General features: G+C 62.5%; 24 protein-coding genes and 1 pseudogene. 18 read left to right on the top strand and 7 right to left on the bottom strand.

Going from position 1 to position 20,757, the window contains the following annotated elements; all coding sequences use genetic code 11:
* Window positions 1–95 precede the first annotated feature (95 nt).
* The 3 genes from D8767_RS16215 to D8767_RS16225 are packed head-to-tail and all read left to right on the top strand — an operon-like array spanning window position 96 to window position 3,816.
* Complete coding sequence (locus D8767_RS16215) at window positions 96–623, top strand: (2Fe-2S)-binding protein (RefSeq protein ID WP_016714202.1); 528 nt, start codon at window positions 96–98, stop codon at window positions 621–623.
* Complete coding sequence (locus D8767_RS16220) at window positions 620–1,621, top strand: xanthine dehydrogenase family protein subunit M (RefSeq protein ID WP_016714203.1); 1,002 nt, start codon at window positions 620–622, stop codon at window positions 1,619–1,621. The genes D8767_RS16215 and D8767_RS16220 overlap by 4 nt, the downstream gene beginning before the upstream one ends.
* Complete coding sequence (locus D8767_RS16225) at window positions 1,618–3,816, top strand: xanthine dehydrogenase family protein molybdopterin-binding subunit (protein WP_121757654.1); 2,199 nt, start codon at window positions 1,618–1,620, stop codon at window positions 3,814–3,816. Before D8767_RS16220 ends, D8767_RS16225 begins: the two co-directional genes overlap by 4 nt.
* Window positions 3,817–3,831: 15 nt before the next feature.
* On the opposite strand, the gene D8767_RS16230 is transcribed toward D8767_RS16225, so the two are convergent.
* A complete protein-coding gene (locus tag D8767_RS16230; RefSeq protein ID WP_050545243.1) occupies window positions 3,832–4,221 on the bottom strand; it encodes an NUDIX domain-containing protein in 390 nt (129 codons plus the stop codon).
* A 304-nt stretch (window positions 4,222–4,525) separates the two neighbouring features.
* On the opposite strand from D8767_RS16230, the gene D8767_RS16235 reads away from it, so the two are divergent.
* The 4 genes and pseudogenes from D8767_RS16235 (at window position 4,526) to D8767_RS16250 (ending at window position 7,270) form a co-directional block, all read left to right on the top strand.
* On the top strand, window positions 4,526–5,779 hold the full coding sequence (locus D8767_RS16235; RefSeq protein WP_016714206.1) for a zinc-dependent alcohol dehydrogenase: 1,254 nt from the start codon (window positions 4,526–4,528) through the stop codon (window positions 5,777–5,779).
* Window positions 5,776–6,123, top strand: a pseudogene (locus D8767_RS16240) (short-chain dehydrogenase); the annotation flags it as partial. The gene D8767_RS16235 and the pseudogene D8767_RS16240, both read left to right, overlap by 4 nt.
* Before the next feature lie 355 nt (window positions 6,124–6,478).
* The gene (locus D8767_RS16245; protein WP_016714208.1) at window positions 6,479–6,943 is read left to right on the top strand and encodes a hemerythrin domain-containing protein; all 465 of its coding nucleotides are present in this window, start codon (window positions 6,479–6,481) and stop codon (window positions 6,941–6,943) included.
* Between the two features lie 78 nt (window positions 6,944–7,021).
* Window positions 7,022–7,270: a hypothetical protein gene (locus D8767_RS16250; protein WP_080578119.1), complete on the top strand. Its 249-nt coding sequence runs from the start codon at window positions 7,022–7,024 to the stop codon at window positions 7,268–7,270.
* Window positions 7,271–7,315: 45 nt separating this feature from the next.
* Here D8767_RS16250 and xth read toward each other — a convergent pair whose 3' ends face one another.
* On the bottom strand, window positions 7,316–8,113 hold the full coding sequence (xth, locus tag D8767_RS16255; protein WP_016714209.1) for an exodeoxyribonuclease III: 798 nt from the start codon (window positions 8,111–8,113) through the stop codon (window positions 7,316–7,318).
* Window positions 8,110–8,352 carry a hypothetical protein gene (locus D8767_RS16260; protein WP_016714210.1) on the bottom strand — a complete coding sequence of 81 codons (243 nt, stop codon included), beginning with the start codon at window positions 8,350–8,352 and terminating at the stop codon, window positions 8,110–8,112. The genes xth and D8767_RS16260 overlap by 4 nt, the downstream gene beginning before the upstream one ends.
* A gap of 166 nt (window positions 8,353–8,518) precedes the next feature.
* Here D8767_RS16260 and D8767_RS16265 point away from each other — a divergent pair, with 166 nt between their 5' ends.
* The gene (locus D8767_RS16265) at window positions 8,519–9,058 is read left to right on the top strand and encodes a type 1 glutamine amidotransferase domain-containing protein (protein ID WP_016714211.1); all 540 of its coding nucleotides are present in this window, start codon (window positions 8,519–8,521) and stop codon (window positions 9,056–9,058) included.
* A 150-nt stretch (window positions 9,059–9,208) separates the two neighbouring features.
* Here the strand turns inward: D8767_RS16265 and D8767_RS16270 are convergent, their stop codons facing one another.
* Window positions 9,209–9,373, bottom strand: coding sequence for a DUF6021 family protein (locus tag D8767_RS16270; protein WP_219857509.1), 165 nt, complete (start codon window positions 9,371–9,373; stop codon window positions 9,209–9,211).
* An 82-nt stretch (window positions 9,374–9,455) separates the two neighbouring features.
* On the bottom strand, window positions 9,456–9,836 hold the full coding sequence (locus D8767_RS16275) for a low affinity iron permease family protein (protein WP_016714213.1): 381 nt from the start codon (window positions 9,834–9,836) through the stop codon (window positions 9,456–9,458).
* A gap of 165 nt (window positions 9,837–10,001) precedes the next feature.
* Here D8767_RS16275 and D8767_RS16280 point away from each other — a divergent pair, with 165 nt between their 5' ends.
* Genes D8767_RS16280 through D8767_RS16300 form a run of 5 tightly spaced genes read left to right on the top strand, consistent with a single transcriptional unit; the run spans window position 10,002 to window position 14,305 of the window.
* On the top strand, window positions 10,002–10,922 hold the full coding sequence (locus D8767_RS16280) for a DUF72 domain-containing protein (RefSeq protein WP_016714214.1): 921 nt from the start codon (window positions 10,002–10,004) through the stop codon (window positions 10,920–10,922).
* Window positions 10,919–11,692, top strand: a complete 774-nt coding sequence (locus D8767_RS16285) for an endonuclease/exonuclease/phosphatase family protein (RefSeq protein WP_016714215.1) — start codon at window positions 10,919–10,921, stop codon at window positions 11,690–11,692. The genes D8767_RS16280 and D8767_RS16285 overlap by 4 nt, the downstream gene beginning before the upstream one ends.
* Window positions 11,689–12,891, top strand: coding sequence for a cardiolipin synthase ClsB (clsB, locus tag D8767_RS16290; RefSeq protein WP_122048341.1), 1,203 nt, complete (start codon window positions 11,689–11,691; stop codon window positions 12,889–12,891). The genes D8767_RS16285 and clsB overlap by 4 nt, the downstream gene beginning before the upstream one ends.
* Window positions 12,891–13,850, top strand: a complete 960-nt coding sequence (locus D8767_RS16295) for a lysylphosphatidylglycerol synthase domain-containing protein (protein WP_016714217.1) — start codon at window positions 12,891–12,893, stop codon at window positions 13,848–13,850. Before clsB ends, D8767_RS16295 begins: the two co-directional genes overlap by 1 nt.
* A 26-nt stretch (window positions 13,851–13,876) precedes the next feature.
* Window positions 13,877–14,305, top strand: a complete 429-nt coding sequence (locus tag D8767_RS16300) for a hypothetical protein (RefSeq protein ID WP_028698737.1) — start codon at window positions 13,877–13,879, stop codon at window positions 14,303–14,305.
* Between the two features lie 97 nt (window positions 14,306–14,402).
* Here D8767_RS16300 and D8767_RS16305 read toward each other — a convergent pair whose 3' ends face one another.
* Entirely contained in the window at window positions 14,403–14,633 is a 231-nt protein-coding gene (locus D8767_RS16305) for a metallothionein (protein WP_016714219.1), read from the bottom strand.
* On the bottom strand, window positions 14,630–15,091 hold the full coding sequence (locus D8767_RS16310; RefSeq protein WP_016714220.1) for a hypothetical protein: 462 nt from the start codon (window positions 15,089–15,091) through the stop codon (window positions 14,630–14,632). The genes D8767_RS16305 and D8767_RS16310 overlap by 4 nt, the downstream gene beginning before the upstream one ends.
* 153 nt (window positions 15,092–15,244) lie before the next feature.
* Here D8767_RS16310 and ligD point away from each other — a divergent pair, with 153 nt between their 5' ends.
* From ligD to D8767_RS16335, 5 genes are read left to right on the top strand one after another with little or no spacing between them, the layout of a single operon-like run.
* Window positions 15,245–17,713 (top strand): DNA ligase D, encoded by a 2,469-nt coding sequence (gene ligD, locus D8767_RS16315; RefSeq protein WP_016714221.1) that lies wholly within the window; start codon window positions 15,245–15,247, stop codon window positions 17,711–17,713.
* A complete protein-coding gene (locus D8767_RS16320) occupies window positions 17,710–18,735 on the top strand; it encodes an acyl-CoA dehydrogenase (RefSeq protein WP_016714222.1) in 1,026 nt (341 codons plus the stop codon). The genes ligD and D8767_RS16320 overlap by 4 nt, the downstream gene beginning before the upstream one ends.
* Window positions 18,732–19,502 (top strand): PIG-L deacetylase family protein, encoded by a 771-nt coding sequence (locus tag D8767_RS16325; RefSeq protein ID WP_016714223.1) that lies wholly within the window; start codon window positions 18,732–18,734, stop codon window positions 19,500–19,502. The genes D8767_RS16320 and D8767_RS16325 overlap by 4 nt, the downstream gene beginning before the upstream one ends.
* Window positions 19,499–20,098 carry a bifunctional 2-polyprenyl-6-hydroxyphenol methylase/3-demethylubiquinol 3-O-methyltransferase UbiG gene (locus D8767_RS16330; RefSeq protein WP_016714224.1) on the top strand — a complete coding sequence of 200 codons (600 nt, stop codon included), beginning with the start codon at window positions 19,499–19,501 and terminating at the stop codon, window positions 20,096–20,098. Before D8767_RS16325 ends, D8767_RS16330 begins: the two co-directional genes overlap by 4 nt.
* Window positions 20,095–20,757, top strand: coding sequence for a glycosyltransferase family 2 protein (locus tag D8767_RS16335; protein ID WP_016714225.1), 663 nt, complete (start codon window positions 20,095–20,097; stop codon window positions 20,755–20,757). Before D8767_RS16330 ends, D8767_RS16335 begins: the two co-directional genes overlap by 4 nt.

Raw genomic sequence — 20,757 nt, forward strand, 5'->3', positions numbered from 1 at the left:
GCACCCCGGCGATCCGGCTGAACGTTTGATCTGCCGGCCCGGTCGCACAAAAGAGACGCAGCAAAGTGCGCGAACCCTGACCGTGAGGACCTACCATGACCGCGATCGCTTCAAACGGGGCTGCGGAGCACCCCATCTGTCTGACCCTCAATGGTCAGCCCCGAACACTGCAGGTACATCCTTGGGTCACCTTGCTCGACCTGCTGCGTGAGCAATTGGATCTGGTCGGCACCAAGAAAGGCTGCGACCATGGCCAATGCGGCGCCTGCACGGTGCTGCGCGATGGCAAGCGCGTCAATGCCTGCCTGACCTTGGCCATCATGTGCGACGGGGCCGACCTGGTAACCATCGAAGGGCTGGCCAGTGGCGACGTCCTGCACCCCATGCAGCGCGCCTTCATCACCCACGATGCATTCCAGTGCGGTTACTGCACCCCAGGGCAGATCTGCTCTGCGGTCGGGCTGGTTCACGAGGGACGTGCCGACACCCGCGAGGCCATTCGCGAGCAGATGAGCGGCAATCTTTGCCGATGCGGCGCCTACGGCAACATCGTCGCAGCCGTGGAAGAAGCCTTACCGTTGATGACGAATGGGGCCAAGACACAACGAGGGCAGCACCCATGACGCCCTTCAGCTACCACAAGCCCGCCTCAGTCAGCGAAGCGGTGAACCTGGCTGACGCCTGCTCGCACTTCATCGCCGGGGGCACTAACCTGGTCGACCTGATGAAGGAAAACGTGGTTCGCCCCGCGCGCCTGATCGACATCTCCGGCCTTGGGCTGAACGGTATTCACGCTACCCCTGGCGGCGGCGTACTGATCGGTGCAAGGGTGAGCAATGCCGACCTGGCATGGCACCCGCTGATCGAGCGGCATTATCCACTGTTGTCAGACGCGGTCCTGGCGGGGGCATCGCCGCAGTTGAGGAACATGGCCAGCACCGGTGGCAACTTGCTACAACGTACCCGCTGCTACTACTTCTACGACACCGGCACCCCCTGCAACAAACGTGAACCTGGCAGCGGATGCCCTGCGCGTACAGGCATGAACCGCATCCATGCCATTCTCGGTGCCAGCGATGCCTGTGTCGCGACCCATCCCTCGGACATGTGCGTGGCATTGGCTGCGCTCGAAGCCGTGGTGCACGTACAGGGGCCGTCCGGTGAACGGCAGATACCCTTCGCGGATTTCCATCGCCTGCCCGCAAACACCCCCGAGCGCGACAATAACCTGGCATTCGATGAGCTCGTGACAGGCATCGAGCTGCCACCCCCGGTGTTCGAACACCATTACCGTTACCTGAAAATACGCGACCGCGCCTCCTACGCGTTCGCGCTGGTGTCAGTCGCTGCAGCCTTGACCTTCGATGGCGAAGTGATCCAGCAGGCGCGCCTGGCGCTGGGCGGCGTTGCCCACAAACCCTGGCGGGACCCGGTTGTGGAGCGCCTGCTGGCCGGCCAGGTGCCTTCAAAAGCGCTCTTCAACCGCGCCGCGCAAACGTTGCTGCAAGGTGCACAACCCCTGAGCCACAACGGTTTCAAGGTGAAGCTCGCTCAGCGAGCAATCGTGCGGGCATTGGATGACGCGGCGCGCGGCGCCGCTAACGGGGGGGCACGACCATGATCACAAGCACACCCGTAGTCGGCACGCCCCTGGACCGCGTGGACGGTGTGGCGAAGGTCACCGGGCAGGCCCGCTATGCGGGCGAATACCCCGAGACGGGCCTGCTGCACGGCAGCGTCGTGTCCAGTACCATCGCCCGCGGTCGGGTTCTCGAAATCGACAGCTCGCAGGCCATGCGCGTGCCCGGGGTTATCGCCGTGCTCGACCATGGCCATCGTCCGCCTATCTCCAGTTATGACGACGACTACAGCGATGCCGACCCTGCCGAGGGCTCGCCGTTTCGGCCCTTGTTCAATGATCGAGTGCTCTACAGCGGGCAACCGTTGGCGCTGGTGATCGCCGAAACCCTCGAACTGGCCCGCTATGCAGGCTCGCTGATCAAAATCGACTATGCCCAGGAGGCTCACCAGACAGACCTGGGCGCATGCCATCAATCGCATGCGGCACCCGCCGAAACACCGGCGCCGCGTGGCGACTTCGCCGGGCAGTTTGCCGGGGCGCCTCTGCAGGTGGATGCCACCTACCTGACGGCCAACGAGCACCACAACCCAATGGAGCCCCATGCCTCGACCGTGCACTACAAGGCCGACGGCACTCTGGAAATCCACGACAAGACCCAAGGTACGCAGAACTGCCAGGACTACCTGCACAAGGTGTTCGGCCTGCCCATGGCAAACATTCGTGTGCGCGCGGCGTTCGTCGGCGGCGCCTTCGGCTCGGGCTTGCGCCCGCAGTACCAGTTGCCGCTGGCAGTGATGGCGGCGTTGCACCTGAAGCGCTCGGTGCGCGTCACCCTGACCCGCCAGCAGATGTTCACCTTTGGCTACCGGCCCCGCACCGAGCAACGCATGCGCCTGGGTGCAGACGCAAACGGGCGCTTGCTGGCGATCGCTCATGATGCGCTTGGCCAGACCTCCCGCTTCGAGGACTTCACCGAACACCTGGTCGAATGGAGCGGCATGCTTTACCAGTGCGATAACGTTGCGCTCAGTTACCGCCTGGCCTCGCTCGATGTGTACACCCCGCTGGACATGCGGGCACCTGGGGCCGCGTCCGGGATGATTGCGCTGGAGTGCGCCATGGATGAGCTCGCCTGTGCAGCCCGGGTTGACCCGCTTGACCTGCGCCGGCGCAATTTCACCGACAACAATGCCAACGAAGGCAAGCCCTACTCCAGCAAGGAATTGCTGGCGTGCTATCAGCAAGGTGCCGAACGCTTTGGCTGGCATGGTCGCAATCCGCAACCGCGCAGCATGCGCAGTGGCAACCAGTTAGTCGGCTGGGGGATGGCTGGCGGCGTCTGGGAAGCCATGCAGATGAAGGCCAGTGCCAAGGCGCGCATCGATGCCCGGGGCCACCTTACCGTCAGCAGTGCCACCACCGATATCGGGACCGGCACCTATACCGTCATGACTCAGATCGCCGCCGACGCTGCCGGCGCGAGGGTGCAGGACGTCACCTTCATGCTGGGTGACTCCTCACTGCCCACCGCACCGCTTCAGGGCGGCTCGTTCACGGTGTCTTCGGTGGGCTCGGCCGTGCGCCAGGCCTGCCATGTTCTGCGCACCAAGGTGCTGGAACATGCGCGCAACATGTACCCCCAAGTGGCCAGCACACCCCGGCAGCAGTTCGTTTTCGCCGATGGCTATTTGCACGCGGGCAGTCATCGCCTGGCCATGGCAGACATCGTCGCCAGCGCCCCCGACGGTGCGTTCGAAGTGCAGATCAACGCAGAGCCCGGCGCCAGGCGCCAACCGTTCTCCACCGCCACCCATTCGGCGGTATTCGTGGAAGTCCACGTCGACGGGGACCTTGGCACGATCAAGGTAGCCCGAGTGGTCAGCGCTGTAGCGGCAGGCCGTGTGATAAACCCCAAAACCGCACGCAGCCAGATCCTGGGGGGCGTGGTCTGGGGGGTGGGCATGGCCCTGCACGAAGCAGCGTTGACCGACCACCGGTTGGGCCGCATCGTCAATCACAACCTGGCGGAGTACCACATCCCGGTCAATGCAGACTGCGGGGATATCGAAGTGATCTTCGTTGAAGAGCACGATGACATTGTCAATGATCTGGGGTCCAAGGGCGTGGGCGAAATCGGCGTCGTCGGGGTGGCCGCTGCGGTGGCCAACGCGGTCTACCATGCCACAGGCAAACGGGTGAGGGAATTCCCGATCACGCTCGACAAAGTGATGTGATACGGCTTGGGATGATCAGGCGCAGCGTTTCAGGAGGGTCTTGATCGGGCGCCTTACTCGGCGCTTCGCCACATCCCTGGCCTTGATCCAACGGCAAGCCTCGATCTCGTTTCGAGGGCGTGGCTTATCGTCGGCCTTTCGGGCTTCGAACAGATAATGGATGACCTTGTCCTCCCGGAACATAGTGAGGTAACGAAGCTCGTCGAACGCGAGGCCAGTTTCCTCGGCCATCTCCCGCATAGCCGCCTCAAGCGGCGTTTCGTCTCGCTCGACACGGCCACCCGGCAGGTTCCACTTGGCCTTGCGCTTGCGAACGAACAAAACCTCACCATCCTTGCGGTAGATGATGGTGGCGCGCAGCTTGATGCCTTTGCGTTTCGCTGTTGCAGTGTCCATTGCCTTCATGCGCTGCCCTTGAAGTTGGCCGGTCTGGATCCGGCAGGGTCCTTGCCGAGCGTAAATCGCCCGTGTGTCCGTTAGATGACCGACATAACGGTGGCAATGTTCAAGTTAAATCCCGATAAACGCCTGCGTGGCGCCGGTTCGGGACAACCCGGGCCGGACTTCTCTAGCGGTTCTGTCGTCGCGCGTTGTTTTCGGGTACGCAGCAAACCAGTACCGCCTGACGTGTTGGTCTGAACTTTACTGTCCGCCGTGGCTTCCCCTGCATACCGAGAACGGAAATACGCGGCTGCAGGAGCTGACTTTCATGAGAGCACTGACTTACCACGGAGCAAACGACGTCAGGGTCGACAACGTTCCTGATCCCATCATCGAGCAAGACGACGACATCATCCTCAGGGTCACCGCCACAGCCATTTGCGGCTCCGACCTACACCTCTACCGAGGCAAAATTCCTGAAACCGAAGCTGGCGATATCTTCGGCCATGAATTCATGGGCATCGTAGAGGACACTGGAAATGCAGTCACCAATCTCCAGGTCGGCGACCGCGTAGTGATTCCTTTCGTAATCGCTTGCGGCAGTTGCTTCTTCTGCCAGCACGACCTGTTTGCTGCCTGCGAAACCACCAACACGGGGCGGGGCGCGATCATCAACAAGAAGCGCATTCCCCCGGGCGCAGCGCTGTTCGGATACAGCCATCTCTATGGCGGTATCCCAGGCGGCCAAGCGGACTACGTCAGGGTGCCCAAGGGCAACATTGGCCCGTTCAAAGTGCCCACCGAGCTGGCCGATGACAAGGTACTGTTTCTCTCTGACATCCTGCCGACCGCTTGGCAGGCCGTCATCAATGCCGAAATAGGCCAAGGGTCGTCGGTGGCGATCTACGGCGCCGGGCCGGTGGGTTTGCTGAGCGCCGCCTGTGCGCGAATGCTCGGCGCTCAGACCATCTTCATGGTCGATGACAACGATTACCGCTTGGTCTACGCCCGCGAAGCTTACGGGGTCATACCGATCAATTTCGAGCAGGACGACGATCCAGCCGACAGCATCATCCGGCAGACGCCAGGCATGCGCGGAGTCGATGCGGTGATCGACGCGGTCGGTTTCGAGGCCAAGGGCAGCACTGCCGAAACGGTAATGACGGCCCTGAAGATTGAAGGCAGCAGTGGCAAAGCATTGCGCCAGAGCATTGCTGCCGTGCGGCGTGGCGGCGTCGTGAGTGTGCCCGGTGTGTACGCGGGCTTCATTCACGGGTTCATGTTCGGCGACGCGTTCGACAAGGGCCTTACCTTCAAGATGGGCCAGACCCATGTTCAGAAATACCTACCTGAACTGCTGGAACACATCGAAGCAGGACGTCTACAACCGGAATTGATCGTCACTCACCGCCTGGCCCTCGAAGAAGCAGCCATGGGCTACAAGATGTTCGATCAGAAGCAGGAAAACTGCCGCAAGGTCATCCTCGTGCCAGGCGCTGCACCCGGCACTCAGGGCCCACTTCCGACGAATACAGCAAAGGCTGACAGTTCTGAGCGCCACTTACAGGGGTTTTCAACATGATCGATCAAGCGACAGGCATGAAATCAGGCGAACGCTATCGCGTGGAAAACGTGGAGCGCGCTCATCAGTTTCCAGGCTTCTTCCAGGACGGGAAGTATTATCTCGGCCCTGAGCTTCTCACCGCCGTGGGCTGGCTTGAAGGTACCCGCTTCATCTACGACAGCCTGGATGCCGCAGGTGAACCCGTTTTTCCAAACCGGGAGGCAGGCACGGTCGAAGGGCTGACGTTGACTCTGGTCGATGGCACCACGCTTGAGCTATCACGGATCGAGGCCAGTGACACCATTGTCCCAGTTGCCCCCGGTGCATCGGGTACGGAACGAGAAGTGCCTGATAGTGGCGCTTGGATAAATCGCAGTCCCAAAGCCAAAGAATCATCGGGGGCCCTCTTTGAGCCTTCGAATGGCAGGAGGGGTATCGACGGAGGCTGGAGGAAGCCAAAAAACATAACGCCACTGCTGATCGGCGCAGCAGCGCTGGGAATCCTTGTGGGTTTCACACTCACACATTCACGACGCAGGGATAGCTAGAGGAGGTCTGCGTACCGAGGAATGAGCGTGGTCTCATTGCGAGGTCACGTTCGCTTCTTCGGCGAGCGCGCCTGAGGGGGATGCCAGCCATCTTAAGCATTGAACCGTTTCTTTCTGCGTGTACTCCACCACGAGCAGGTTCTTGATTTAATCCGTGACGAGGAACGCCATGAACGCTATCGACTTACTGATCCAGGACCACAAGCTCGTGAAGAAGCTGCTCGAAGAGCTGTCGACCACTACCGAGCGCGCAGTGAAGAAACGGGCCGAGTTACTCCACAGGATCGAGCAAGAGTTGCAGATCCACACCGCGCTCGAGGAAGAAATACTCTACCCGGCCATCAAGCAAGCGGGTGGCAAGGAAGAAGCGAAGATGTACTACGAGGCCAAGGAAGAACACCGCACTGTCGACGCCCTCGTCTTACCCGACCTCCTGCATACCGACACAGGTACCGTCGAATTCGCGGGGCGGGTCAAGGTCATGAAAGAGTTGCTGGAGCATCACATCGAGGAAGAGGAAGGCGAGCTCTTCCCTACCGCGAAGAAGCTGCTCAGCAAGGACACCCTCGAGGAGCTTGGGCAAACCATGGAAATGCAGAAAAAGATGCTCAAGAGCGAGCAGCACGCAGCTTAGTCAAGCGATCACCTGCCAGCGCTCAGGCCGCTGGCAGGTAATCAGCTTCACATACCCCACCATCAGTCGGAAGGTGTCATGGATTATTGGATTGGGTTACTTGAATGGCCTGCGATGTTGATGACCGTGCTGGCAGCGTGGTGCATCGGTTCGCGCCGTCCGGGGCGGAGGAAGGCAGGTTTCTGCTGCTTTATTGCAAGCAACGTATTGTGGGCCGTGTGGGGCTGGCAAGCAGAAGCGTGGGCATTGATCATCCTTCAATTCTGTCTCTGCGCCATGAATCTGCGAGGGTGGCGAAAAAATACACAACTGGAAGCGACGGCGTGACCACACTTATGTTATGGGCAGGGATAAGCGGAAGGTCGTGCCCCTCTAGCATTGCTTTCGACGCCCGCTCAACTGGATCCAGACCGGCGCATGATCACTGGCCTTGGCTTCGTTGCGCACCCAGGCATCCACGCCCGCCCGCTTCAAGTAAGGGCTGAGACTGGGGTTGAGCAGCAGATGATCAATGCGCAGCCCGGCATTGCGCGCCCAATGATTGCGAAAATAGTCCCAGAATGTGTAGATGCGCTGCTCGGGATACAGGTGACGCACAGCATCGACCCAGCCCTGCGCCAGCAATTGTTCGAAACACGCCCGCGATTCAGGTTGCAGCAGCGCGTCCTTGAGCCATGAGCGCGGGTTATAGATGTCCAGATCGGTGGGCACCACATTGAAATCGCCCGCCAACACCGCAGGATGGTGGCTGCCCTGCAGTGTTTGGGCATGCTTGATCAGGCACTGGAACCAGCGCAGTTTGTAATCGAACTTGGGGCCGGGTTGCGGGTTGCCATTGGGCAGGTAAAGGCAGCTCACCAGTACACCGTGCACCGCAGCTTCCAGATAGCGGCTCTGCTCATCGTCCTGCATGCCGGGCAGCCCGCGCCGTACCTCCAGCGGCTCACTATCGCGCGCCAGGATCGCCACGCCATTCCAGGAGGGTTGCCCCTGATACAGGCAGCCATAACCTGCCGCTTCGATGGCTTGGCGAGGAAATTGCTGATCGGCCGCCTTTAGTTCCTGCAAACACGCAATGTCCGGCTGCTCCCGCTCCAGCCAGGCCAACAGCGCGGGCAGGCGGCTGCGGATGCCATTGATATTGAAGGTGGCGATCTTCAGCGCTTTCATGCGTCAGGGTCACTCACGTGAGCCTGCACGGCATCTTCCAGTGCCCGAATATGTGCCTCGTCGGCCAGTGCCTTCAGCGCCAACCAGTCATCCCAGTCAATGGCACCATCGTCCCGCAGCGCCTCGGCGGTGCGAACCAGTTCATGGTAGTAGGCGTCCGGCGATTCGCGCCGGTAGCTGATGTCGTCGTACTGCGCGTACCAGGCTTCAAGTTCAGGAATGCTGCGTTCGATGCTCATGACGGCCGCCTCGTTCTATCTCTGCTAGTGAGAGCTCAAGCCCCGCGCAATGTTCAACTGCAACGGTCAGCCGGTCAGCCTCCCTACCGCTGAAGCAGTGCGTTGGAACTTCTCACCCCTTCCGAGACGTCCCACATTCACACCTGACGAAAACGGAGATTGAACGATGACTGCAAAACTGAGTGGCAAGCGCATAGCCTTTCTGGTCACCGATGGCTTCGAGCAAGTGGAGTTGACCGGACCTCGTGAAGCCTTGCAGGAAAATGGGGCCGTGACCGATATACTGAGTGACAAGGAAGGCACTGTCCGCGGCTGGAACCATGACAAGCCGGCCGACGAGTTTGCGGTGGACGCGACGTTCGACAGCGCCCACCTCGACCTCTACGATGCCATCGTGCTACCGGGTGGGGTCCAGAATTCCGACACCATCCGGCTGATACCGGGCGCCCAGAAACTGGTCAAAAGCCACAACTCGGCCAGCAAGCCGCTGGCGGTAATCTGCCACGGCGCCTGGCTGCTGGTATCGAGTGGACTGGCCAAGGGCAAACGGATGACCAGTTACAAGACGTTGCAGGATGACATTCGCAATGCAGGTGGCCACTGGGTAGATGAAGAGGTAGTGGTGGACGGCAACCTGATCACCAGCCGCAAGCCGGATGATATCCCCGCCTTCAGCGAGCAACTGATCAAAGCCCTTGCTGGCTAGCTGCCTGACCCGTGAACTGGCAAACACCTGGTTTGCCAGTTCAACAAACCAGCGCCGTTTGCGCCGGCATGGCAGGCATGTCGAGCTGTGGAAGACGCGCCGGGCAACAGATGGATGCGTGCGGCAGGCCTTCGTCCACGGTAGTCAGGCTTACGCTTTCTTTTCCACGTCTCTGGGTGGTTTCGCGGGGCCTTGGGGGTCCACTTGAGGGTCGTCCAGATCCGGAGAGTCCGGGTCGAAACCCAAGTCCTGATCAGTTGTTGCATGATCGGAAGAATGGGGGCCTTTCTGCTGCTGATCGTCGGGTTTGTTCATCAACTGGTCTGCGAAGTGTGAGTTTTTCACCGTCATGGTCTTGCCCCTTTCTGAACAACCCCATGGCGTGTGCTTGAACGCGTCAATGAGAGTCCTCCCAGTCTGGCCCCGCTTCGTCGTGCTCCCCCAGTTGCTGGTATCGCTTTCGAAGCGCATGGAGTTCAGCTGGCCCCATGTCTTCAAGGTCGAGCAACGCCTTGTGCGCCCGTTGGGTAGTGCGCAACAGTTCGTCAAGTTTGATGTGCAATTCGTCGCTCTCACGGTTTTGGGTGTTCTGGATCAGGAACACCATCAGGAACGTGATGATCGTGGTCGACGTATTGATGACCAACTGCCACGTGTCGTTGAAATGAAACAAGGGCCCGCTTACACCCCAGGCAATGATCAGCATCAAGGCAATAATGAAGGTCAACGGCCGCCCGCTATGTTTGGCTAGCCATTGTGCAAACCGATCAAACTTCATGGCTGAGCCTCCTTCAGGGTGTACCTCAGTGAAACCCACGCATCCGGTGGAGGATTGCAATACCGGTAAAGTTCCCTTTTTGCATGGCCATCCACTCGTCAATCCCACTGAACAATCCGGTCCCGGTACCTGTCGCTACTGTTACGTACAGGAGCGCAGGGACTTATGGTGAGCGAGATTCGCATCGGAATTTCCGGATGGCGCTATGGCCCATGGCGCAAGGACTTCTACCCCGAGGGGCTGCGCCAGGACGACGAGCTGGCGTTTGCCTCGCGGGCAGTCAACAGCATCGAAATCAACGGTTCGTTCTACGCACTGCAAACGCCCGAGCGCTATGGCAAGTGGCGTGACGAGACACCGGAGGGGTTCGTATTCTCGGTCAAGGCGCCGCGCTACATCACCCACGTACGCAGGCTCCGCGAAATCGACGAGGCGCTTGCCAACTTCTTCGCATCGGGCCCCTTGCTGCTGGGTGACAAGCTGGGCCCCTTCCTGTGGCAGTTTCCCCCGAACCTGAAATTCGACGCGCAGCGCTTCAGCGACTTTCTGGCCAAGCTGCCACGCGACCGCAAAGCCGCCCGCAGCCTTGCGCGACACGCCGCCGAACGCCTGCAAGGCAACGGCGGCACTGCCGTGCCGGGTAATGCGCGCCTTCGCCACGCCGTGGAAATCCGCCACCCCAGCTTCCTCTGCGACACCTTCATCAACCTGCTACGCAAGCACAAGGTTGCCCTGGTGGTCGCCGACAGCGCCGGCAAATGGCCCTATGTCGAAGAGCTCACGGCCGATTTCGTGTACCTGCGCCTGCATGGCGATGTCGAACTGTACAGCAGCGGCTACACGGCCAGGGCGCTGCGCCGCTGGCGCCTGCGCATCCAGGCCTGGGCGGCGGGCAGCCAGCCTGAGGATGCTCAGCGTGTGGTGCGCCGCGCCCCGGCAAAACGCACTTCCCGTGATGTCTACTGCTACTTCGACAACGACCAGAAAGTCCACGCCCCCTACGATGCCCGCCGCCTGCTGGACAAGCTAGGCCTTGACGGCGAGCTGGTGACCGAACCAGGCGTCGAGCCGCAGGAGCCGCTATGAACCCGACACTGCCCGCCCCCCGCTGCATCATCGACAAGGTGACCACCGTACATCACCTGACGGTACTGACCCTCAACGTGCACAAAGGCTTCACCCTGTTCAACCGCCGCTTCATTTTGCCGGAGCTGCGCGAGGCGGTACGCTCGACCGGCGCCGACCTGGTGTTTCTTCAGGAGGTGCATGGCAGTCATCAACACCATGCCGAGCGCCATCCCAAGTGGCCACAGACACCTCAGTACGAATTCCTCGCCGACAGCATGTGGCCGCAGTTCGCCTATGGCCGCAATGCGGTCTACCCCCATGGCGACCATGGCAACGCCCTGCTGTCCAAGTTCCCCATCCGTGCCCATGACAACCTGGATGTTTCGGTCCATGGCAACGAAGAACGGGGCCTGCTGCATTGCCAGCTGGAAGTGCCGGGCCATGAACAGGTGCATACAGTCTGCGTACACCTGGGCCTGCGTGAAGCGCATCGTCAGCGTCAGGTCGGCCTGCTCCTGGCATTGCTGGACAGCCTGCCGCCGGATGAGCCGGTCATCGTCGCCGGCGACTTCAACGACTGGCGCCTGAAAGCAGATGCGAGGCTGTCGGGCCACCTGGCGGAGGCTTTCGGCAAACCGGCACGCAGCTTTCCCGCGCGCTTGCCAATGCTGCGGCTGGACCGCATCTACCTGCGTAACGCACAAGCTTGCGAAGCACGGGTTTTGTCCAGATACCCGTGGTCCCACCTCTCCGATCATGCCCCGCTGGTGGCGCAGGTGACACTATGAAGCTGCCTTGGTGCGACGGCAACCGCGTCGAGTTGCTGATAAACGGCGAGCAGTATTACCCCCGCGTATTCGAGGCCATGGCCCAGGCACGCGAGGAAATCCTCCTGGAAACCTTCATCATCTACGATGACAAAGTCGGCCAACCCTTGCGCCACGCCCTGATCGATGCCGCGCGGCGCGGGGTGCGGGTCGAGGTGGCGGTGGACGGCTACGGCACCGCCGACCTGCCTGACGATTTCATCTCGTCGATGACCGAGGCCGGGGTGCGTTTCCATTCGTTCGATCCGCAACCACGGCTGGTAGGCATGCGCACCAACCTGTTTCGCCGCTTGCACCGCAAGATCCTGGTGATCGACGGGCAACGCGCCTTCATCGGCGGCATCAATTACAGTGCCGACCACCTGGGTGACTTCGGCCCACAGGCCAAGCAGGATTACGCGGTGGAGGTCGTCGGCCCGGTGGTGGCCCAGGTGCATGCTTCTTCCTGCCGCATGCTCGCACCGGTGCTGGATGCCGCCAGCGGGGTTCAGGCGGGCGGCATCGCTTCAGGCCCGGCCAGCGCCGTGCTGGTGGAGCGCGACAACCAGTGCCATCGCAACGATATCGAAGCCTGCTACCTGCAGGCTTTCCGTGAAGCAAGGCATCGTATCGTCGTAGCCAACGCCTACTTCTTCCCGGGCTACCGCTTGCTGCGCGAACTGCGCAACGCCGCCAGGCGCGGGGTCGAGGTGACGCTGATCCTCCAGGGGCAACCGGACATGCGCTGGGTGCGTGCGCTCTCGCGGCTGCTCTACAACTACCTGTTGCGCGACGACGTGCGCATCCATGAGTACTGCCAGCGGCCGCTTCATGGCAAGGTTGCGTTGGTGGACAGCCACTGGACCACCGTGGGCTCAAGCAACCTCGACCCACTGAGCCTGTCGTTCAACCTTGAGGCCAACCTGCTGATTCAAGACCCCGCGTTCAACGAACAACTGTACCAGCACTTGACCGAACTGAGCCGGGAGCACTGCAAGACCGTGACGCTGGAGCGCATGGTGCGCGGCTACTGGTGGCGTGCCCCGCTGATCTTTCTGGGCTTCCACATCACGCGCTATTTCCCGCAGATCGCCGGCTGGTTTCCGGCACACCGGCAGCGCCTGCAGTCGCTGCAAGCCGACGGCGAGGCCCCCGCCGACTACCACGGGGGCAAGACCTGATGGCCACTTCACGCTGGAAGACCTGGGGCAAACGCTTGCTGACCGTGCTGTTCCTGGTATTGATACCCGCGCTGCTGTTCACCCTGGCGCGTAACCTGGACTGGAACGAAGTCCGCCAGTCGCTGCTGGCGTACCGGCCCTCGACCCTGGCCTTGGGGTTGCTGCTGGCCCTGTGCAGCTACCTGGTATTCGCCAGTTACGACCTGCTCGCCCGCGCCTACACCGGCCACCGCCTGCCGGCCCGGCAGGTGCTGCCGGTAGCGTTCGTCTGCTATGCATTCAACCTTAATTTCACCACCTGGGTCGGTGGCGTTGCCCTGCGTTATCGCCTGTACAGCCGGCTGGGCCTGGATACCCCAACCATCACCCGCATCCTCACCTTGGGGCTGTTGACCAACTGGATGGGCTACCTGCTGCTGGCCGGCACGGTATTCGCCCTGGGCTTTGTCAAACTGCCGGAAAGCTGGGCGGTGGGTGCCAGCGGCTTGCGCCTGATCGGCGTATTGATGGTGGCGGTAGCGTTGGCTTACCTGTGCGCCTGTGCCTTCGCCACGCGGCGCACGTGGGCGCTGCGCGGGCACGAAGTCACCCTGCCGAGCCTGCGTATGGCGCTCTGCCAGGTGGCACTGGGCGCTAGCAACTGGGCGCTGATGGCAGCGCTGATTGACCTGCTGTTGCCGCCCGAGCTGTTCTATCCCTCGGTGCTGGGTGTGTTGCTGATCAGTTGCGTCGCCGGGGTGGTCGCTCACATTCCCGCCGGGCTCGGCGTACTGGAAGCCGTATTCCTGGCGCTGCTCCATGGCCAGCTAGGGCAAGGCACCCTGGTTGCCGCACTGCTCGGCTATCGGACGTTGTACTACCTGATCCCGCTGCTATTGGCGGTGGTGACCTACTTGATCCTCGAAAAGCGTGCCAAGGCCTTGCGCAGGCAGGCCGGGGCAGCCCTCGACAAGCGCTGACGGGCCTGGTGCCCGGGAGGTATATCATGCGATTCGCTCTGTATATGGCAATGCTGGGCACCCTTGGCAGCGGGCAGGTGTTGGCCGAAGTTTGCGACGTGGTCACCCGCTCATCCAGCGAGGCGGTCAAACCGGTGCAGCAACACACCTGTTACAGCTACAGCAACACGCCCGCTGAGGCGATTGCCTGGTCGTGCAGCAACGAAAGCAAGGAGATGTTGAACAGCGAGAAGCGTCGTGTTGAGCGTTGCCCCGACAGCAGCGTTGGCAGCTGCATCGCGCCACTGACGCAGGAGACACTGGCCAACCCCGATGCCGCTGGGCGTGATGAGCCTGCCACCCGCCCTGCACTACCCAAGGATGCGCGGATCATCACCTACTACTACGACACCCCTAGCCTGGGCCAGGCACGCAGCGATTGCGAACGCAACAATGGTGTCTGGCAGACCCATTGAGGGCGTAACCCAAACCAGATGCGTGACGGGTGAGGTTCCACATGATCTAAATGACGTCCTATCGCTCTCCCGTCTCACATCTGTAAGCCACTGGGCCTTATGGCGAAATCGGATCGCTCGCCGGGAATGTTTCATCCAATGCATTATCGACATTGGACTCTTTCGACTCAGCCAACTCACCACACTTGCAGTCGCTCATACGACAGGGCTCGCCGTTACGATGGCCCGTCGCACAGGCTTCGCAGCAGTAGGCCTTGCCATCCTGGACCACAGCATTGGCATCCGCGGTGCAAGAACAATGGGTGCAGGAACAGCGTTGCTCGTTCATCTCGGCTCTCTCCCTTCGTCATCGGGTACCACGTCATCGGTCCACGGCTCGCCGTCCAGCGGCGCCGAGCGGGCCAGTTCGGCCTCGTCCAGGCCGAAACCGCCACCGATCTCGTGGGCCTCCACCTGGCGCAAGGCCTTGTCCGCCGGGCCGCCGCTGCCAGGCTCATCCGGATCGCGGGCACCGGTCTCATCGAACAACGTATCCGGGCTCAGGTCGTCGAGGGTGACATTGTCCTCGTGCAGGCTGTCGCTCAACGCCTCGCCGCCGGTCATGCCGCTTTCGGCGACACGCCGGGGCGGGTAATCCTCGGCAAGCTCCCGCGCCGGACGCTCGTCGCCGACACGCCCCTGGCGCTCATCACGGCGCTCGCTGAAATCCAGCTCGTGGACGCTGCCCATGCGGTCCTCGATGTCGTCGATCTCAATGGGCGGTCTTGGGTCATTGGGTGTGGACATGAACGGTCTCCGTTAGTGGGCTTCACTCGGTCGACCCTCCCCAGCGGCAAATGATTCAGAGTTTCTGCCAGCCCCGTCCCGCGTTTTTTTTGAACTCCTCGCTGCGCCGCCACCTCCCAATCCTGAGACCCGCAACCCCTTCCGGAGCCCGTCATGGCCAAGCCCCTGCAGGAGTACCAGCGCAAGCGCGACTTCAATGCCACGCCCGAGCCGGCTGGCAAACGCGCCCGCCCCCGCTCGGCCCATGCGCTGCAGTACTGCATCCAGAAGCACGATGCCAGCCACCTGCATTACGATTTTCGCCTGGAGCTCGACGGCACCCTCAAGAGCTGGGCCATCCCCAAGGGCCCCTCGCTGGATCCCAAGGTCCGGCGCCTGGCAGTGCATGTGGAGGATCATCCGCTGGACTACGCCAACTTCGAAGGCCGCATCCCTGAAGGCCACTACGGCGCCGGCGATGTGATCGTCTGGGACCGGGGTGTCTGGGAGCCCGAGGGCGATCCACGCGAAGCCTATGCAAAGGGCAAGCTGCGCTTTCGCCTGCAGGGCGAGAAGCTGTCGGGGGTCTGGAACCTGTTCCGCACTCACCTGGCAGGCAAGAAAGAGCAGTGGATGCTGGTCAAGTCCCATGACGGGCAGGCGCGCAGTGAAACGGACTACAGCATTGTCGAGGCCCTGCCGGACAGCGTGCTGAGCGAACGTACCCTGCCCCCGCGCAGCCCGGGCAAGGCGACCACCGTCAGGCACAAGCGGAAAACCGACCCCAAAGCCCTGCCGGATGCGCTCCAGCCGCAACTGGCCACGTTGGTCGCTTCCCCGCCAAGCGGCGATTGGCGCTACGAAGTCAAGTTCGACGGCTACCGCATCCTGGCGCGTATCGACGGTGACGATATACGCCTGTTTACCCGTAATGGCCACGACTGGAGTGCGAAGATGCCCCGGCAGGTCGAGGCGCTCAAGGCCCTGGGGCTCGACTCGGCATGGCTGGACGGCGAGATGGTAGTGGTCGACGACAACGGCGTGGCCGACTTCCAGGCCTTGCAGAATGCCTTCGACACCGAGCATGACGAGCGCATCACCTACTACCTGTTCGACCTGCCCTGGCTGGGCGGTGAGGACCTGCGAGCACTGCCGCTGCAACAGCGCCGTGCAACCCTCGCCCGGTTGCTGGAAGGCCATGCGTCGCAGGTAATCAGGTATTCCGCCGATTTTGAGGAGCCCGTCGCGTCATTGCTCGACAGCGCCTGCCGGCTGGAACTCGAAGGCTTGATCGGTAAACGTGCCGACAGCCCCTACGTTGGCCGGCGCAGTAGCGACTGGGTCAAGCTCAAGTGCAAGCAGCGTCAGGAATTCGTGATCGTCGGCTACACCGACCCCAAAGGCAGCCGCAACGGCTTCGGCGCCCTGCTGCTGGCCCTGCACGACCACGGAAGCGGCCCGTTGCGCTATGCCGGCAAGGTCGGCACCGGTTTCAGCGCGGCCACCCTGGATAGCATTCACGCCCGCCTCAAGCCGTTGCAGACAGACAAATCGCCTTTGTCCAAACCACCCACCGGTGCCGAAGCTCGCGGCGTACATTGGCTCAAGCCACAGCTACTGGCAGAAGTCGCCTATGCCCAGATGACCCGCGAAGGCATCGTTCGCCATTCGGTGTTCCACGGCCTACGCGACGACAAACCTGCCACCGCCATCGACCTGGAGCGAGCAATGCCCACCAAGCGCGCAGTACAGACAGAACCCGAGAACCTGGGCACCCTGCGCCTGACCCACCCCGACCGCGTGGTAGACGCAACCACAGGTGCCACCAAGCGCGAGGTCGCCCAGTACTACGCTCAGGTCGCCGACTGGCTGCTGCCACAGCTCAAGGACCGGCCTGTAGCCCTTGTGCGGGCACCGGATGGTCTGGACGGCGAACTGTTCTTCCAGAAAAACGCCGGCCAGCTGCACATTCCCAAGGTGCTCAGCTACAGCAAGGCCCAGGCCGGCCAGGCAGCCATGGTGCTCAACCGCGCCGACAGCCTGCTGGGCGCGGTGCAGATGAACACGCTTGAACTGCACACCTGGAATGCCACCACCAAGGATTTCCATAAACCCGACCGCTTTGTCCTCGACCTGGACCCTGACCCGGCGCTGCCCTGGAAAGCCATGCTCGAGGCCACCCAGCTGACCCTTACCCTGCTCGACGAACTAGGCCTGAAGGTATTTCTGAAGACCAGCGGCGGCAAGGGCATGCACCTCGTCGTACCGTTGACCCGACGCGCTGGCTGGGACGAGGTGAAGGACTTCGGCCATGCCTTGGTCAACCACATGGCCGGGCTGCTCCCTGACCGTCTCAGCGCCGTGTCCGGGCCGAAGAACCGGGTCGGGCGGATCTTTATCGATTATCTGCGTAACGGCAAGGGTGCCACCACCGTCGCCGCCTACTCGCTGCGGGCCCGCGAGGGCCTGCCGGTGTCGGTGCCGATCTGGCGTGAGGAACTGAGCCAGCTCAAGGGTGCCAACCAGTGGAACATCGGCAACCTTCACACGCGGCTTGCACAGGTCGAAGACCCGTGGGCCGAAATGGGCAAGACACGCCAGTCGATCACGTTGCGTATGCGCAAGCAGTTGGGTATTGCATGATGGAACTGACCCACTTCGATTCGTTGTTACACCGCTTTGCTCACCGTTCGCAGGCTATTGAACGCGACGCTTCGCTAATAGAACTGATGCAGGCCTTGCAGGGCGAACAGCTCGATGTGCTTCCGTTGCCTGGCCAGGGCTGCACCCTGGAGCGCTGGCGGGCCTTGGCGCGGATCGCAGGGTGTGATCTGAGCCTGGCCAAACTTTATGAAAGCCATACCGACGCCTTGGCGATCCTCGCCGAATGCGGTGCCGCCCAGCAGGCCGGCAACAGCATCTGGGGCGTGTGGGCCGCTGAGCCGCCGGATGCCCGGGCATACATCGTCGAGCGGAACGGTGAACGCGTACGCCTGCAAGGCCGCAAGGCTTGGTGTTCGGGCGCGTTGCAGATCGACCGTGCCCTGCTGACTGCCTGGGAAGACGACCAGCCTCAGTTGGTGGCCATCGAATTACCTCATTCCAGCCAGCGCATTCTGGCCGAGCATTGGCAGGCCGTAGGCATGGCCGCCACCAGCAGCGTTGTGATCGAATTCGACGACTCGCCAGGGCTGGCCATCGGTTCGCCCGGCCAGTACCTGTCCCGGCCTGGCTTCTGGCAAGGCGGCGCGGGTATCGCCGCTTGCTGGTATGGCGCCGCCGAGGCCCTGGCGGACTACCTTCGCGAACAGTGCCGCAAACCCCGGCGCGACCCGCATGCCGATGCGCATCTGGGCGCAGTCGATGCAGCCTTGTACGGTGCCCGCGCAGCCTTGCACGAATGCGCCACGTGGATCGACCTCCACCCTCAGGACGACGCCAGCTTCCAGGTGCGGCGCACCCGCGCCCAGGTCGAGCAGGCGGTCGAGCAGGTCATTCAGCATGCTGGCCGGGCGCTCGGTGCCACGCCGTTCTGTTGCAGCAGCCATTTCGCCCGGCTCAGTGCCGACCTGCCGGTATACATACGCCAGAGCCACGCCGAACGCGACCTGGCCGAGTTGGGCCGGCAACTGACCGGCATGCCGGCAGGAGCATGGCAACTATGAGCCAGAACTTGATACAGGCTGCGCAAGGCACACCATGGAGCGCCTGGCAGCATTCTGCTCAGTTGGCCCGCGCCAGCTGGACGCTGCCCGAGCAGTTGTGCCCACCCGGAAGGCGCCTGGTACTGCTGGCTCCGCACCCGGACGACGAAATCCTCATGGCCGGCGGGCTGCTGGCCAGCTTCCAGGGACGAGAACAGGACGTGCTGCTTGTTTCTGCCACCAATGGCGAGGGCAGCCACCCGCATTCCTCACAATGGCCAGAGCGCCGCCTGCGCCATCAGCGCCCACTGGAAAGCCGTCATGCCCTGCAATTGCTTGGGTTGGATCTCACCCGCCTCGACTGGCGACGACTCAACCTCAAGGATGGCGCGCTGCCCCACGATGAAGCCTTCCTGGTCAACCACCTGAACCAGTTGCTCAAACCTGGCGACCTGCTGCTGACCACTTGGCGCGGCGACGGCCATTGCGACCACGAAGCAGCAGGTCGCGCCTGTGCCCAGGCGGCCCAGGCCAGGCGTGTACAACTCGCAGAGGCCCCGGTCTGGGCCTGGCACTGGGCAAGCCCCGATGACCCGCGCCTGCCCTGGCCCCGGGCTCACCGCCTGCAGCTGTGCGATGAGCATCTGGCGCTCAAGCGCCAAGCCCTTGCCGCCCATGCCAGCCAGTTGCAGCCCGATGGTGATCGCCCCCCGGTTGTGCCAGAACAGCTGCAGGCTTGCCTGTTGCAACCATTCGAGCTGATCTTTCTGTCAACGGAGGCAACATGAGCCTGGACGCACAGTACTTCGCCGACTTGTACGCCGGCAGCGATGACCCCTGGGCCTTTCGTACCCGTTGGTACGAGCGGCGCAAGCGCGAGCTGACCCTGGCCAGCCTGCCGCGCCAATGCTATGAGCGCGTATTCGAGCCGGCCTGCGCCAACGGCGAGCTGAGCATCCTGCTGGCCGAACGCTGCGCCAGCCTGTCGTGCCAGGACATCGACGCGACGGCCGTGGCCCTGGCCCGTCAGCGGCTTGCAGGTGTGAGCCACGCCCATGTCGAACAGGGCCACCTGCCGGGCGACTGGCCGGGCGGTCAGTTTGACCTGATCGTGCTCAGTGAGATCGGCTACTACCTGGACCCCACCGACTGGTTGCAGGTGATCGAACAGTCGGTGACCAGCCTGGCGTATGACGGTGGTTTGCTGGCCTGCCACTGGCGCCATCCCATCGCCGGTTGCCCGCAGGATGGCCGCGAGGTGCATGCCCTGCTCGCCCGGCATCTGCCACTTTATCCACTGCTGCGCCACGAGGAGGCAGACTTCCTGCTCGAATATTGGTCGTGTCAGCCCAGCGTGGTGGACCTTGACGAGACCTGCCCATGATCGCCGTCATCATCCCCGCCCACAACGAAGCCCGTCGCCTCGGGCACTGCCTGGCCGCCGTCAAGCTGGCTGTGGCGCAAGCCAAAGCGGCGGGCTTGGCAGTGGAGGTAATGGTGGTGCTCGACCGCTGTGTCGACGCCAGCGCGCGCATCGCCCGCCGCCATGGCGTGCATACCCTGGAACTGGAGGCCGGCAACGTCGGCATCGCCCGGCGCCTGGGCGCGGCGTGGATGATCGAGCGCGGCGCACAGTGGCTGGCCTTCACCGACGCCGACAGTCGCGTGCCCCCGCATTGGCTGGTGTCACAGCTGCAATGGCACGCGGACGCGGTGTGCGGCACGGTGCACATCGAACGCTGGCAGCCGTGGCAGAACGCAGCGTTACGCCAGTTGTATCGCAGCCGTTATCAGGCCCGTGAAGGGCATCGGCATATCCATGGCGCCAACCTCGGCGTATGCGCCAAGGCCTACGAACGCGTGGGCGGCTTCCAGCCATTGCCGGCGCATGAAGATGTGCAACTGGTCCTGGCCCTCGAAGCCAGCGGCGCACAGATCGTCTGGACCGCGGCGCACAGCGTGGCCACCAGCAGCCGGGTGGACAGCCGCGCGCGGCAGGGCTTCGGGGACTATCTCTGCGGGCTGGAGGGGCAGCTACCGTAG

It is taken from the genome of Pseudomonas sp. LTGT-11-2Z (assembly GCF_003691445.1).
GTDB classification, from domain to species: domain Bacteria; phylum Pseudomonadota; class Gammaproteobacteria; order Pseudomonadales; family Pseudomonadaceae; genus Aquipseudomonas; species Aquipseudomonas monteilii.